General features: G+C 36.7%; 14 protein-coding genes and 1 pseudogene. 7 read left to right on the top strand and 8 right to left on the bottom strand.

Going from position 1 to position 13,866, the window contains the following annotated elements; genetic code table 11:
• Window positions 1-84: 84 nt before the first annotated feature.
• The 6 genes from DWW23_RS25830 to DWW23_RS25805 form a co-directional block, all read right to left on the bottom strand.
• The gene (locus DWW23_RS25830; protein WP_122357338.1) at window positions 85-1,581 is read right to left on the bottom strand and encodes a P-loop ATPase, Sll1717 family; all 1,497 of its coding nucleotides are present in this window, start codon (window positions 1,579-1,581) and stop codon (window positions 85-87) included.
• Between the two features lie 494 nt (window positions 1,582-2,075).
• Window positions 2,076-2,912: a hypothetical protein gene (locus DWW23_RS25825; protein WP_122357337.1), complete on the bottom strand. Its 837-nt coding sequence runs from the start codon at window positions 2,910-2,912 to the stop codon at window positions 2,076-2,078.
• A 502-nt stretch (window positions 2,913-3,414) separates the two neighbouring features.
• Window positions 3,415-5,034, bottom strand: a complete 1,620-nt coding sequence (locus DWW23_RS25820; RefSeq protein ID WP_122357336.1) for a thiol-activated cytolysin family protein — start codon at window positions 5,032-5,034, stop codon at window positions 3,415-3,417.
• Between the two features lie 6 nt (window positions 5,035-5,040).
• Window positions 5,041-6,249: a thiol-activated cytolysin family protein gene (locus DWW23_RS25815; RefSeq protein WP_233564461.1), complete on the bottom strand. Its 1,209-nt coding sequence runs from the start codon at window positions 6,247-6,249 to the stop codon at window positions 5,041-5,043.
• Window positions 6,250-6,361: 112 nt separating this feature from the next.
• On the bottom strand, window positions 6,362-7,420 hold the full coding sequence (locus tag DWW23_RS25810; RefSeq protein ID WP_122357335.1) for a BF3164 family lipoprotein: 1,059 nt from the start codon (window positions 7,418-7,420) through the stop codon (window positions 6,362-6,364).
• Window positions 7,421-7,423: 3 nt separating this feature from the next.
• On the bottom strand, window positions 7,424-7,660 hold the full coding sequence (locus DWW23_RS25805) for an NVEALA domain-containing protein (RefSeq protein WP_122357334.1): 237 nt from the start codon (window positions 7,658-7,660) through the stop codon (window positions 7,424-7,426).
• A 230-nt stretch (window positions 7,661-7,890) separates the two neighbouring features.
• Here DWW23_RS25805 and DWW23_RS25800 point away from each other — a divergent pair, with 230 nt between their 5' ends.
• The gene (locus tag DWW23_RS25800; RefSeq protein WP_122357333.1) at window positions 7,891-9,393 is read left to right on the top strand and encodes a hypothetical protein; all 1,503 of its coding nucleotides are present in this window, start codon (window positions 7,891-7,893) and stop codon (window positions 9,391-9,393) included.
• A 177-nt stretch (window positions 9,394-9,570) separates the two neighbouring features.
• Here the strand turns inward: DWW23_RS25800 and DWW23_RS25795 are convergent, their stop codons facing one another.
• The gene (locus tag DWW23_RS25795) at window positions 9,571-10,491 is read right to left on the bottom strand and encodes an Rpn family recombination-promoting nuclease/putative transposase (protein WP_122357332.1); all 921 of its coding nucleotides are present in this window, start codon (window positions 10,489-10,491) and stop codon (window positions 9,571-9,573) included.
• Between the two features lie 284 nt (window positions 10,492-10,775).
• Between DWW23_RS25795 and DWW23_RS25790 the strand changes: the two genes are divergently transcribed.
• The 6 genes from DWW23_RS25790 to DWW23_RS25765 all read left to right on the top strand — a co-directional run bounded on the left by DWW23_RS25790 (window position 10,776) and on the right by DWW23_RS25765 (window position 13,442).
• A complete protein-coding gene (locus DWW23_RS25790; RefSeq protein WP_122357331.1) occupies window positions 10,776-11,381 on the top strand; it encodes a DUF4373 domain-containing protein in 606 nt (201 codons plus the stop codon).
• Entirely contained in the window at window positions 11,293-11,907 is a 615-nt protein-coding gene (locus DWW23_RS25785) for a DUF6633 family protein (RefSeq protein WP_233564460.1), read from the top strand. The genes DWW23_RS25790 and DWW23_RS25785 overlap by 89 nt, the downstream gene beginning before the upstream one ends.
• Entirely contained in the window at window positions 11,900-12,130 is a 231-nt protein-coding gene (locus DWW23_RS25780; RefSeq protein WP_122357329.1) for a DUF4248 domain-containing protein, read from the top strand. Before DWW23_RS25785 ends, DWW23_RS25780 begins: the two co-directional genes overlap by 8 nt.
• Window positions 12,131-12,315: 185 nt before the next feature.
• Window positions 12,316-12,765, top strand: a complete 450-nt coding sequence (locus tag DWW23_RS25775; protein ID WP_122357328.1) for an N-acetylmuramoyl-L-alanine amidase — start codon at window positions 12,316-12,318, stop codon at window positions 12,763-12,765.
• Window positions 12,752-12,985, top strand: coding sequence for a hypothetical protein (locus tag DWW23_RS25770; protein WP_122357327.1), 234 nt, complete (start codon window positions 12,752-12,754; stop codon window positions 12,983-12,985). Before DWW23_RS25775 ends, DWW23_RS25770 begins: the two co-directional genes overlap by 14 nt.
• On the top strand, window positions 12,969-13,442 hold the full coding sequence (locus DWW23_RS25765) for a hypothetical protein (protein WP_122357326.1): 474 nt from the start codon (window positions 12,969-12,971) through the stop codon (window positions 13,440-13,442). Before DWW23_RS25770 ends, DWW23_RS25765 begins: the two co-directional genes overlap by 17 nt.
• Window positions 13,443-13,659: 217 nt before the next feature.
• Here the strand turns inward: DWW23_RS25765 and DWW23_RS25760 are convergent.
• Window positions 13,660-13,866: pseudogene (locus DWW23_RS25760) on the bottom strand (hypothetical protein); the annotation flags it as partial.

The following is a 13,866-nucleotide window of genomic DNA, read 5'->3' as shown; positions in this document are numbered from 1 at the left end:
TTTCTGATTTGTTTTCATAATCATCAACCTTCTTATATTAATAAAGATAGTAATCAACTCTTTTATTTTATTATAAATTTCCTTTTATATACATTGCAATGCGGATCTGAAAATGTTATTTATTTTTACGGATTTGACTATGCTAAAATTATGTGGACTATTTTTTTCATAATATGCAAAATAATCATAGGGATTATTGGTGATATTTATTTTTATAAAACCAATTTCAAAAAGTTTTGTAGCTAGTTTTATTGGTTTTTCCCAAAATGGTTTGAGCCATTCTAATGCAGGGTATTGTTCATCTAAAGAAATCATAGCATCTTCTAGTGTATTTATAAAATGCGGGAGTGTATATTTTATATAACATCCTTCAAAGTGCCAGATTATTGAATCTATATGATTGAATTCATCATCATATTCTTTGCAAAAATCATTTAATCTATCTAATGATATACGATTTTCTATACTTTTAATAGTTTCTAAATCTATTTTTTTGTTATATAATTGCCTTTCTAAATATGTTTCAGAATATCTTTCTATTGCTTGGCTGCAAAAGTGAATTAACTCTCTTGGTCTTTGTAATGTATTTTTTAATATGTATTCGAAAACACCTTCCTCAAATATTAAATTTAATATTTCTCTATTGGATACATATTCTATTCCGTTGTATATTTCCTTAACCTCCTTGTTGTCTTTGATTCTACGGCATATAAGTGCTTCCAATTGAGCTTTATCCCATTTAAGAAATTCTATATCGTCTCTTATTTTTTCCGTATCTTTAAAAATGGATGACAAATTGTTGTACATGTCTTGTCTTAGTGAAAGATATACGCTTATGTTTAAATAACCATTTAATTTCATGGCAGCATATAATAGTCCACTGACATAATTTTTTGCCTCATTAGTATTATTCCAGCCCGTGTCTAGTTCATCTATGAATATATGTATAGGATAGGTAGATGCTATGGCTTCAAGTGCTCTAAGAGGTTGCTTGATATCATTCATGTTTAGCATATTAACGTATGCATTTGGAGGAAGTGAGCCTCCAACCATAAATTCGTCATATTTAACTGTAATTTTGGCTTTTGCAATTGTAGATAAAAATTTGAGGAATACTTCTAAACCAGAACCTGGATTTTTAAAATCATTTTTTACAAGATAGGTAGAAATGATGTTTATATTATCTCTGTTTGTCTTTATGTTTTTATTGTCTTCAAAGAATTTGACAACTTCTTTAAAGGCATGAATTATTAGTACATAATGCCAGGCAATACTATATGCTGCTTTTATATCAAAAAAGTCGTGATTCATTCTTTTAAATGTATCATATGAATATTCCACAGGGTGTATATTTATTATTATAGACTTAGAGTTTGCTTTTTTATGCCCATATGCTATCTGATTAAATAGTGCGCTTTTACCCGAACCTCTATGTCCAATATAGATCAGTTTTCGTTTTTTTTCATCTTTGGCATTTAGATATGCACGTGTGCTTACGTAATAATTATGTAATACATTGTATTCTTTTTCTGCGGTAGATTTTCCCAAGTGTATTTTTTTGATATCAATTTTAGTATCCATAGCATTATGTTTTTATTTTTTATATTCTCTTGTAAGTCTTGATATTATTGACGCGTTTAATTTACATCGATAATATGTTAATACAAAATGTATTATTGAGATAAATTAATAATTAACATTTATTAGCTATTTCGTTCGCTGAAAATGTAAATTCTCTTTGTTTTTGTTGCTTCTTTGAGCAGGGGATATGAAACCTAATTTTGTGTCGTAAATTTTTCTAGGTTGAAAAATCTCTAAAAATCAAAATTTTCAAGTGATTCATATGCTCGATGATTCCTTTCACTTGATAGGTTTCCTTTGTTGATCCATATTTATTTATTAAATCACCATTCCAATTAAAAAAGATTATTATTAAAATGTAATAGGGAATTGTAATGTTTGGGTTGGTTTATAAATACATAAATATTCTCTTTTCCAATAATAAGCCGATATAGCAGTGTAATTCAGGGTTTGTATAAACAACAGTGCCATTTTGTATAGACTGAAATTCAGATTTATTCATTTATAAAGATATTTTCATAAATTGTTTTTGTATAAGGTATCAAATAATTCTCACCAGGTGTTTGTGGATGGAATATTTCCAGATGGTAAAGTACTTTATCATCATAACGGAACTCTGCAGTCCACAGATATTCACCATCGAAATTATAAGGTTGAGCTGTTAACTCTATGAAATATTCTCCTGGAGACTTACCGAATATTAATGAAGTGGAGTGTACCCATGCTGTATTTACATTATTACTCACAAAATATAATCCTTTCAGACTGTAAGGCACTATTGAAGTGAGATTATTATTAATATAGCTCAGTCGTTTTCCCTGAATAGGAATGTTGAATGTACCTCCTTTAGCAGGAATAGTATAGCTCCCTTCAATATCAGCTTCTATCTTATACTCATAGCGTATATCTGCACCTCTCTGCTTCAAGTTCTCTGTAATTTCGTGGTTAAAACGGGAATTGATTATGTGAATATGAATTTTATCTTCAATAATATTATCAGTCTTATTTTCTTTACAGATTATTTTGAAATTTAAGTTACTTCCTGATATAGTATAATCAGAAAAAGTGAATTTATTATTTTCTGACCAGCAAGTTATTTCTGAATTTTTTAATAAATCTTCTGCTTCTTGATCACTTGTAACTGGGATGGATGTATACTTAATTGAAAGTGATCTTATTTCACCTATTTGAGAAAAATACTCTGATATATTACCTGTTAATAGTAATTTGTTCTCGTAAGTAATTTCGTTGTTATTATTACAGTTTAAGAACAAAAATAAAAAAATAATGTATATTATTGTTTTCATATATAAATAAATTTTTCTCTCCATAACAGAATGCTGTTTGTAGATTATTAATAAGTTGGTTGTTCTATAGCTTAGACACAAAAGAACACACTTGTAAAGATACAAATGTGATAGGTTATTATCTTTCGATATTTAATAGTTTTACAATAGATAGGAGAAATATTTGTATGCGACCTTTACTATCTGTATTTTTATTGAGGATATTTCAAATCTAATAAATTAGTTTTCTATAAACCTATCATTGTCCGTAACTATGACTAATGCCGTTAGATAATAACCTTTCTTTCAATTTTGTCAAAGATCTATTGAAGGTTTTGCAACTGTGAGTTTTAAACCTCCACTACTAATTGTGGCAACCATTATGTCTTTATGGAAATCAATGCTACAATCCTGACAAATGATTTACTCAGAGGGTATTGTACTTATATTCTTACTTTTTGTAAATAGTATAAAGATAAGAAATACCCTCCAAATTTCATCTAATCTGATGAGATTTGTATTATACATGGATGCCCATGTCTATTTTTTAATAAGCTCCTGTAGGATATGGATGATTAGAGCCTGTTTGAGGTCCAATTGCATATGATCTGTCTGTCATATCTTTAGGTGGTAATCCCTTATAAAATCTGCCATGGCCGAGAAAATGTGTAATTTGGAAACTATTTATATCAAATATTCTTCCCCAATCCGAATATGAATAATATCTTTTCATAAAATTGAAACTTTGAATAAATTTTTCAACGCCTTTCAATTCATTGGTTACGTATTTGTTGGAATAACTATATGTAGGACTCTTAACAGGATCCTGTGTTGTAATCAGTCCTATTCGTTCTTCAATAATGTTAAAATTTATATATGATGGAGCTATTGTTCTCATTTTGGCTCCCATATCTGAATAGAAAGCTAAATAAACTTCGTGATCCCAAGCTTCATCCCAAGTTTCATGTTCGCCTAATATAACATTATCTTGTCCTTGAGTTTTTCGAAAGTTTCTGAATTCAATCCTTCCATAGACAGGTGGACTATCCACATTAATTTTGAAATTCACTTTAAATGGTGAATGGTCAGTTAAATAAGAGAAGGAGCTATAAAGGGGAGCACCAAAATTATTTGAATTAAATTCACCTCCCTCAGTAATAACTTTCAAAAAGGCGTCAAAGCCATTAATAGCCATAACTCCCGCTTCTCCGTTTGAGCCTATTAAGAAAACTTTTACTATTGCATTTTTAATTAAAGATTTTACAGATTCACTAATATTTGATTGTTTATTTACAAACAATGTACTAAAAGCCTCATTTATTTTTGAGTATGCGTCTGAATAGGACTCATTTGTTTCAATAGTCATGATACCCATACGGCCATATGCAATTGAGCTTACGTATACGGGGGAGTATTGTACCAGTCCTGAAATATCTCCATTGACCAATCCTCCATGAGGAATATCCATATCTAATGTAAAGTACTTCTGTACAAATTTAACGGCTATTCCTGTTCCTTTGCTGATCTTATGTTCGAAATTCTCTTCACCACTTGAACTGTTGAAAAATATTCCACTTGTTTTCTTATTTGATCCAAACATTATTTTTAATTCTTCATAAGAAGTGAATTGATCAATTTCGAAACTTAATGAAGCTGATTGTTTTCCTATATTTTCTTGTCGTACAATGTCGTTTACAAATTGGCGAGTATCTGACAATGAAGGAGTTTTTATTACTCCTTTAACGATTTTTGCAGGAAATGAAACAGATACAGTAATAGGTTTTATTGATGCTGAAATCGATCTGTATTCCGCATCGGCGACTGTATTACCTTGTAAAATGGAACCAGGATATATATATCGTTGCATATTTTCCAAGACAATAGACTCGTCTGCTACACCGAAATAAGTAATACCAAAACCATTGGACCATAAACTATCTTTTATTATTGTACCTGAACGAGTTTTTATGTCGGCTCCAACAAAATAAGAACTACTATTTAATATTCTTTGTGGAATATGCGTAGTTGTTGTGAACTCGATTGTTTGTTCAGGGTATTTAGGCAAATCCAAATAGGTATCTTTATCTTTCAATTCTATATCTTTGAAATCGTCTTGTACACAACTGGCGAACAATCCGAATAGTAAGAGGTATATTATCTTTTTCATTTGTAATTAATTTTGTATGTCAATTCTGAAACGAGAATAAAATGGACTATTATCAGATAGATAACTAGCAGTATAAAAAATAGGGTCACCTGGATTTTGTGCACTATAAGTACCTCCATTAATAAGGAAGTTTTTAAATTCCTCAAATCCTTCAACTGTTTTTACTGATCCGTCACTCTTACCCCCAATTATAGTAATTTTTAAATTAGATTCACTTAGTATTTGTTTATGATATGCACTAATATTTAAATTGCCATTGACAACTTTCGCTGTTAACGCAGCACTCACTGCAACACTCAGTTCATCAAAGGAATATTTAGAGTCTAGAGTGATAATTCCTAATCTGCCAAATGTTATAGAACTAATATATACTGGATCAAATCCTCTAATACCTGAGAGTTCACCATTATTTAAGAGTATGCAACCATCAAGAGGTAGATCCATGTCAAGAGTAAAGTTTTTCTGTACGAATTTGGCTACAAGTCCAGTTTTATTTCTGATCTTTCCTTTATTGATATTGATATTTATATTTAATAAGGTACCAATGTTAATATTACAGCCAAATTCTAATTTAAGTTCGTCATAATATGAGAATTGATTCATGTCATAAGAAAATGATACAAGCTGTGTTCCAGACATGCCTTCCTTGTTCATTATATTTTGTATAGATTGTCTTTGGGCGGTTAATGCAGGTATTGGTATTTCATCGACTACCCAGCGTGCTGGAAATGAATAAGAAACTTTAATTGGTTCAATTCTGTTTGAAAGTGGAGTAAATCTTTGGTTTTCAATTGATCCACCTTTTAGAAGACTTCCTACGTAAATATACTTCCAAATGTCAGGAGTGAGTGTATATTCATTAGTTTCGTAAATCATAGAATGGCCACCTCCATTAGTCCATATACTGTCTTTTAAAAGGTATCCAGCTTTTGTTGCAGGTAGATTATTTAACATTAAAGATCTAAATCTATCCTTGTTTTCTGTTTTTATAACTATCTCTTTTATCGGATATTTGGTAAGAACAGTTGATTCCGATAATATAGACTGATTTTCCATTGTATCATCAGTACATGATGACACAAGCAAGCAGATTAATAATGCTAAAAAATAATTTTTTTTCATGATTTTATATATTAGTGTTAAATTAATGCGATCAATTAAAATCAGAATAATGTCAGTTGTTTTTTCGTCTGTAAGATAAATCTCTGTTGCCATTCGTTCACCAAATCTATAATTTGTTTTTCCATGTTTTTCTGTTCGTTGTAACAGGGGAACGAGATGGTTCGTTTTTGTGGTATGTCGAGATTTAGGGTCTTCATCTTGTATGTTATATATTAAACTCTAAAATCGGATCGTCGCTTTTTGCTTCGGTAGCGACAATCGTATTGGTGTCTTCGTTAATATCCATACTGTTAATCCGTTGGTCGAGTTCGTACCGACGCACCGGATTTCCTTCCAGGTCGAATACATAGATGTATTTTGCCCCGTTTTCAGGTTCTTTGCCCTGTTTGATGGCTGCTATTTTGTCTTCAAATCGGATGCCTTGAAAAACAGCGTAGATATATTTACTTGTCACTTTGATGTCGCTAAAGCCCATGATCCCCGTAGGGATACCCGAACCGTCTTTTGCTGCTTTGTATTGCGGCTCGCCTTCGGGGCCGTAAAGCACCTTATGGGTGTTTTCTTTCAGATTGAAAATTTCGAAAACTTCTCCCAATTGGGTTGCCATTGCCAAGATTCCGTTGTCGGGATTGTAGTCCATGAAACTTCGCCATGCCTGTGCAAGTGCCGGACGGACGGTGTTTTCGTCGATCGTTTCGGATGGTATTTCCCCGATACTTTTGACCGGCTTTCCGTTGTCGTCCACTTGCCAGTAACGGAACTCTCCCATGTAGTCGGGAATGAAAAAACCCGATTCCATCGTATGAAAGTCGAGTGAACGGACCAGTTTCTTATCCAGTTTGATCTCTTCTACCCGTTCCGCTGAACCGGTAACCGGAGATATTTTCCAACGTGTAATCTCCATTTTATTGGCGTCGATCGCCCATAAAGAGTCTAAGGAGTTGAATTGAATGTTGTCGGCGGAAAGCATCTCCATAGGTCCTTCCCCGCGCTTTCCGAAAGAGGCTAGGTGTTTCCATCCGGGATAGGTAAAAGCATGTAGGAAATGATCCATATTATGCAGGTCCATCACCACGGCAATACCATCCCTGACCGCTACCCGGAATGGGTAACGGAGCAGGATAGTATCCAGGTCTGCTACCTGGGCCTTGAGCACCTTCGTTTCGGGAAAGTCAGCGTACCGGGGGAAAGTGGTTTGCTGGTTTCCTGAACAGGCGACAAGGGTACTAATACCTATTAATAATATGTAAGGGAGAGATTTCATACGTTAGTCTAAACTGAAACCACTGAATCTAATTTCAAATTTCTCGCCGTCACAATCTACTTCACCTCTACCGTAACATCGATAGTTTTCGCCATGTTGACCATTTTCATTATTAGCTAATGCTTCGATGTTTTCAAGCATCAACTCATTCATTGGATTTTTATCCGAAGTAGTGTGACCGAAATACCATGCACCGAATAATAATAGAAAGACAAACCCTGTTTTAATAATTTTTTCCATATTGATATTATTTTATTCTGTTTATATTACTTTTGTCTACAAGCAAGACTCCTGTTGGTTTTTATGACTTACAGTGTAAAAGTAGTGTATCACGTTTGAAAAACAAATAGTTTATCTGGAATGTGTTCTGATCGTTTGATTTAAGGTGCTGATATATAATGTGTAAGAGGAAAATATTGTCAATATTTGTGAGACTTCTGTTACGATTATTATAAAAAAGCGGGTAAAAAATGGAAATGAAAAGACAAATTAGTAAAATAGGAATAGGTGGAATTGCCTCTATTGGGGTTATTATTTTACTGATGTTATGGTTTGGAAATGTTTACCTGAATCAGAAAAGAAAACTGCATGCCGAACTTAGGGATTTGTTTATAGAGGCGATGCTAGATGAAAAAAAACAACAAAAAGATATCCAAATTCAAAAAGGTAGCTATGATCCTCAAAGATCTCCCAATGATATTTCAGGAGAAGAGAAACATGCTTGGTGCGATCAAATTTATCTTACCATGCATGATCCTAACCGGCATCTATTGGATAGTCTTTTTCAAGCTATATTACAAAAAAAGAATATAGAAGTAAAAACAGCCATACGCTACATAGGTAGTGGAAAAGTGATTAATTCTTCGACCGACAGCCTGTTTTATAAAAATGCGACCCTTTTAAATCCTGTTGTTTACAGGATAGATGAAAATGAAGAAAAGAATATAACGCTCCAGGCTTATGTCGATGTTCCGATTCGGATTGTGTTAGAACGAATTGGATGGTTTTGGGTAATTTCTTTTGTTATTTTGATTCTATTGGCCGGTGGTTATGGAATTTATTTTAATAAATTAAAAGGGTATATAGAAAAGATCATCAAGTCATTGAATGAAAGTGAGGCCTTGGTCGTACAACTGAAAACTGAACTGAATGAATTGCAAGCTAAAAAACTGGAGACAGAGCGGATTAGCAAACAACAATCTGAATTGATTGAACGGAAACAGTGTGAACTAACTCAGTTACAAGCTAGCAAGCAGGAAATGGAACAGGTTAGCCAACAACAAGCCGGAGTGATTGACGAAAAACAAGCAGAATTAACTGAACTTCAAACCAAGTTGCAAAATGTTGAGCAGATTAGTAAACAACAATCTGAATCGATTGAACGGAAACAGTGTGAACTAACTCAGTTACGAGCTAGCAAGCAGGAAATGGAACAGGTTAGTAAACAACAAGCCGGAGTGATTGACAAAAAACAAGCAGAACTAATTGAACTTCAAGCCAAGTTGCAAGATATAGAGCGGATTAATAAACAACAACTCGAGATGATCGAGAAAAAAGAAGCTGAGTTATTAGTCTCGCAAAATAAAATAAAATCTTTATTTCCGAAACAAAAAATAGACTGGATCATTTTGCCATGCGGTGTATTATTTGATGAAAAACATGGAGTTGTACGTATTGAGAATGGAAAAACGATTCGTTTGAAGAACAATCCGCTAAAGTTGTTTGGTTATTTTATTAAGGCTGAGGATTATAAATTAATGTTTGAGGATATTTGTACCGATGTTTTGGAGCGCCCAATTAAAAATGGATTAAGTGACTCGGACCGGGAAATTATTTCGACTACTGTAGGTCGTTTAAGGAAGTCTTTGAAGCCATTCCCCTGTATTGAAATTAAGTCACACAGAAAAGTCGGTTATCAGATGGTTTTTTCCAACTATCAAAATGACACTACCCTAGCGGGAAAATCGGATTAATATACCGGGTATTTGAAAATACCCTGGCGACTAATATTTTTTAACATATCATTCCGTTATCAAACAAGCAATATTACCTATCGAAATGATAATCTGAATTTTGAATATATTGTCTTAAAAACAAAATCCCGGGGAAAGAGACTCTCCGGGATTTTGTTTTTTTATACTGTCAGGTTTTTAAAGTTTTTCGATTTCTTCTATCGACAAGCCCGTAGACCGGGAGATTATTAGAGGATCGATACCGTTTTGTTTCAGGTTTGTTGCTATAAGCCGTTGTTCTTCAGCTTTTCCTTCTGCTTTTCCTTCTGCTTTCCCTTCCGCCTTTCCTTCCGCTTTTCCTTCCGCTTTCCCCTCAGCCTTTCCTTCAATCCAACCAGTTTTAATTACACTGCGTTGATAACGCAAAGCCTCCATGTCTGCATAATATTGTCGTCTGTCTTTTTCATCTAACTGGTCGATACGCAAACGTTCGCGTGCTTCCTGTAAGCCATGAACCGTACTGTTTTTATCGATCTCGCCGGTTTTCAGGAAAGCGATCCATTCGTCCAGAGGCGTTTTCGCCTGTTGGTTAAAGCCGTCTACCCGTAATACGTAATATTCGGGAAAAATATCTCCGGCTTCATGACGTACGAATTGTTCGCGTTGGCGTACGGATAACTGGAGTATATCATTATAATGAATTCCTTTAAAGCTGGTACGTCCATGATAAACATAGTCTTTGCCTTGTCCTAATTCAAAATAAACAATGTTGATTGAATATACTTTACGAATAACACCATATTCCTGGCCTTCGTTGATATAATCGGTGATAGCTTTGGATGCTCCGTATAACATACGGTGGAAATAATCTAATTCGCGGTTGTTCTGTACTTCAATGATGATAAGTTCCCCTTTGCTGTCTTCAGCCAGCATATCTACCCGGTTGAATTTATCATCGACACTTTCCTTATTACTTTCGCTTTCCAGCATCTTGACAATACGAATCTCTTGCCCAAGTAATGTAGACAAAAAACCTTCCAGCACAACAAAGTTGGATTTATTACGCAAAAGGCGCTTTACGGCCCAGTCAAAACGGACCAATGCAGAATCATTTTTCATAGTTATTTATTATTTAATTTGTTACGGTAGCAAAGATAGACTTTTTTTTAATCTAAAAGCATATTATCCTGATTTTTACCGGATAAATAGGATATAAAAATATATTTGTCTATGTTTACCGTATAAAGAGTCTAAGGGTTGAATTTTAAACGGGAGTTTGGAGTTCAACTTTTACTGTTTTTGTACACGCCAAAGACTTTTCCTGTAAATCACTTCCTTTCTTTCGCACCGGATTGTGTTAACCGTTGGTGCTTCAGGTAATCAACATTTAAAAAATTAGAATTATGGCTAGACCATTAAAAAAAGGACTGGGCTATTTCCCGCTGGATACGGACCTGTATTCGGACAGGAAAATACAACGCCTGCTCCGAAGGTACGGGTGTAAGGGCATCTGTATTTATTTAGCGATCCTTTGTGAAATTTACCGGGAGAAGGGGTATTATATTCCTTATGACAGTGATTTCTGTTTCGATATCTCTGTTATCCTGGGGTTGGATGAGGCCACGGTTAGTGAGGCGGTCCTTTATTGTATAGATCTTCAGTTGTTCGACAGGGAACTGCTGGAATATCGGCAGGTACTTTCTTCGCTGGCGATACAGAGACGCTTCAGGGAGATCAGTAAAAGACTCGGCGTAAAGATCGACCCGGATCTCGAAATACCGGATAGTTGGGCGAATGAAGGGGTTATTGTTGCAGAAACCCCGGTTATTGCAACGGAAACTCCGGATTCTGTAACGAAAACCCCGGAAAATGGAAATGGAAATCAAAATGTAAATCAATCTACACAATATGGAAAATCAAATGAAACTCGATTTTCAGTCGATAACGGAGAAGCAGCCCGACGGGAAGAACTCCTCCGCATGGCTGAAGAAGCAACAAGAAGTTGCTGATATGACGGCTCGTTACGGGAATGCGGAGAAATTCCTGAATACGTTTAAACCGGATATGCAGGTAATGGCTGCCCGTTATACCGAGCGTGCTTACTTTGGTACGGCTCCCATGCTGGAAACGGTTTGCCTGGGGTATGGCGAGCTGGCGGCAATGGTGTTCATATGCGCTCTGCTGGAAGATATCAACCTGTTCGTCGGGGTGAAAGAGAAAATGCCGGTCAACCGCCAGCGCGAGTTGTCGCGTCTGGTGCTGGCAGAATATCCTTATCTGAAGGTGACGGAATTGCTGTTGTTTTTTCATCGGCTGAAATGCGGGCGTTACGGCCGTTTTTACGGGATGGTGGATGCGCTGACTGTCACCAGTGCGCTGATGCAGTTTATGGGCGAACGCCTGACGGAGACAAACCGTTTTAAGGCGGCACGAAAGAAGGAGGAGAAACCGGAGAAAGTGGCGTCCGGCGGTATCACTTACGAGGAATATTTGCAATTGAAAGAGAAACAACAAAAACAAAACAATCATGGATAAGAGCAAGGTTTGGGGACATACGCAGCTGGCTATGTTGTATTTCCCGGGTATTTTACCGAAATCGGCTTCTGCACAGTTGTCGTTGTGGATCAAACGGGATGAAGAGCTGCTGGACGATCTGACGAAAGCGGGTTACCGCAAGGGGCAGCGTATGTTTACGCCCCGCCAGGTGGAGATCCTGGTGGATCATCTCGGCGATCCTGAGACCTGGAATATTCGATAATAAATAAACGAAGCGGGACGGTGAACGTGTTCGGGTTCAATCCTTGTCTCTTTACCTGAATACTCCGGTTCCCGGTAAAATCTTTCTTATTCCCTCTTATTCCCTGCTATTCCCATTTAAACCGATTCCGTCCTTTTTCCTTCACGTACATTTGCTTTCATATTAACGATAAACAGAATTGAATCATGAGAAAAATTAATCTGATTGTTTTGCATTGTTCGGCTACCCGTGAGACGATGGAGTATACGCCGGAACAGCTGGAACGTGACCATAAGGCGCGTGGTTTCTTTTCGGCCGGTTATAACTATTATATCCGCCGTTCGGGTGAGGTCGTTCCGATGCGTCCGCCGGAGCAGATTCCGGCACATGTGAAAGGGTATAATGCGTTCAGTTTGGGGATTTGTTACGAAGGCGGGCTGGATGCCGGTGGGCATCCGAAAGATACGCGTACGGAGAGGCAAAAATTGTCTATCAGGGGATTGCTGTTGTTGCTGCTGGTGCGGTATCCGGGATGTCGGATCTGCGGGCATCGTGATTTGTCGCCCGACCGGAATGGCGACGGGAAGATCACGCGGGATGAATGGTTGAAGGAGTGTCCTTGTTTTGATGCGGAGGAGGAGTATGGGATATTGTAAAAGAAGGTGCTGGCTGCTTGGTTGCCAGTTATGGGTGGCGGTTTTCCTGTCGCTGGCAGGTGTTGTATTGTTGTTTATGGGGTTCTGGTGCAGTCCGACGGGGAAGATAGATAGTTCGGTGTTGGTAGGATTCGGCGAGGTGTCGACGTTTTCAGGGGCGTTGTTCGGGGTGGATTATAGTTATAAATATAAGATCAGAAGGGATGAGAAAGAGGAATAAGGAGTTGTTCGGGGTGTGTTTCGGTGTGTGTTTGTGGATTTTGTTGACGGGTGCCGGTTGTGCGGGGAAGAGGGGCGTGGTTACGGGGCGGGAATTCAGGGAAAGGGATTCGTTGATGGTTGAGCGCTTCGATAGCCTACGGATGGAACATATGTGGAAATCTTCTGCGGCTGTGGCGGTCCGATGGGAGGAGGTGGAATTTTCCGCACCGGATAGTAGTGGGCACCAGTATGTGGAGCGGGTCAGACAGGCTGTGGCGGACAGTCGGGAGGTTTCTGTTAACCGGGATACATTGCTCTTGCTTTCACGGCAGGAAGATCGTCGGTTGCGGGAAACATTGGCTACGGAACAGAAAGAAAGCGGCTGGTTGATGGGGCACTTACCGATTTGGTGGGTACTGGGTGTGGGAGGTATATTGTTATTAGGGGTTTGGTGGTGTAATAGAACCTATACCTGATATTGTTTTGAGTTTATTAGGGGCAGGGAAGATTGATGACGATGATGATTTAAATGGCAGAAAAGCTTATCATAAATACTTGGAGGAAAAATATCAGTTTTAACTCCAGGTGAATATTTATCTCAGTTATAATTGACATGTTTGTAAATAAAAAAGGAGGTAAACTATTTCTGTTTACCTCCAATCTGGCTGATTCTTTTTTATAGTCAATAACAAACTACAATTCGTCAATCTCTTTTACCGGCAAACCGGTACAGCGGGCAATCGTTTCGATGTCTACTCCTTGCTTTTTAAAATTCGCAGCAATAAGGCGCTGTTCTTCTGTTTTACCTTTCTCCAGGCCTTTTTCTATACCTTTTTTCAGCCCTTTTTCTTCAGCTTCTTCCACTGCATACTCCAACGTATTGCGCCAATCGCGATAAAT

Source organism: Parabacteroides sp. AF14-59 (assembly GCF_003479515.1).
Taxonomy (GTDB): Bacteria; Bacteroidota; Bacteroidia; order Bacteroidales; family Tannerellaceae; genus Parabacteroides; species Parabacteroides faecis.
The sequence above is the reverse complement of the archived record's forward strand: the minus strand, read 5'-3'. Positions and strand labels throughout refer to the sequence as shown.

Bases quoted from the DNA above. Each gene is read 5' to 3' on its own strand.
- DWW23_RS25830 (WP_122357338.1), bottom strand. From the start codon at position 1,581: ATGGATACTAAAATTGATATCAAAAAAATACACTTGGGAAAATCTACC.
- DWW23_RS25825 (WP_122357337.1), bottom strand. From the start codon at position 2,912: ATGGAGAGAAAAATTTATTTATATATGAAAACAATAATATACATTATT.
- DWW23_RS25820 (WP_122357336.1), bottom strand. From the start codon at position 5,034: ATGAAAAAGATAATATACCTCTTACTATTCGGATTGTTCGCCAGTTGT.
- DWW23_RS25815 (WP_233564461.1), bottom strand. From the start codon at position 6,249: ATGGCAACAGAGATTTATCTTACAGACGAAAAAACAACTGACATTATT.
- DWW23_RS25810 (WP_122357335.1), bottom strand. From the start codon at position 7,420: ATGAAATCTCTCCCTTACATATTATTAATAGGTATTAGTACCCTTGTC.
- DWW23_RS25805 (WP_122357334.1), bottom strand. From the start codon at position 7,660: ATGGAAAAAATTATTAAAACAGGGTTTGTCTTTCTATTATTATTCGGT.
- DWW23_RS25800 (WP_122357333.1), top strand. From the start codon at position 7,891: ATGGAAATGAAAAGACAAATTAGTAAAATAGGAATAGGTGGAATTGCC.
- DWW23_RS25795 (WP_122357332.1), bottom strand. From the start codon at position 10,491: ATGAAAAATGATTCTGCATTGGTCCGTTTTGACTGGGCCGTAAAGCGC.
- DWW23_RS25790 (WP_122357331.1), top strand. From the start codon at position 10,776: ATGGCTAGACCATTAAAAAAAGGACTGGGCTATTTCCCGCTGGATACG.
- DWW23_RS25785 (WP_233564460.1), top strand. From the start codon at position 11,293: ATGAAACTCGATTTTCAGTCGATAACGGAGAAGCAGCCCGACGGGAAG.
- DWW23_RS25780 (WP_122357329.1), top strand. From the start codon at position 11,900: ATGGATAAGAGCAAGGTTTGGGGACATACGCAGCTGGCTATGTTGTAT.
- DWW23_RS25775 (WP_122357328.1), top strand. From the start codon at position 12,316: ATGAGAAAAATTAATCTGATTGTTTTGCATTGTTCGGCTACCCGTGAG.
- DWW23_RS25770 (WP_122357327.1), top strand. From the start codon at position 12,752: ATGGGATATTGTAAAAGAAGGTGCTGGCTGCTTGGTTGCCAGTTATGG.
- DWW23_RS25765 (WP_122357326.1), top strand. From the start codon at position 12,969: ATGAGAAAGAGGAATAAGGAGTTGTTCGGGGTGTGTTTCGGTGTGTGT.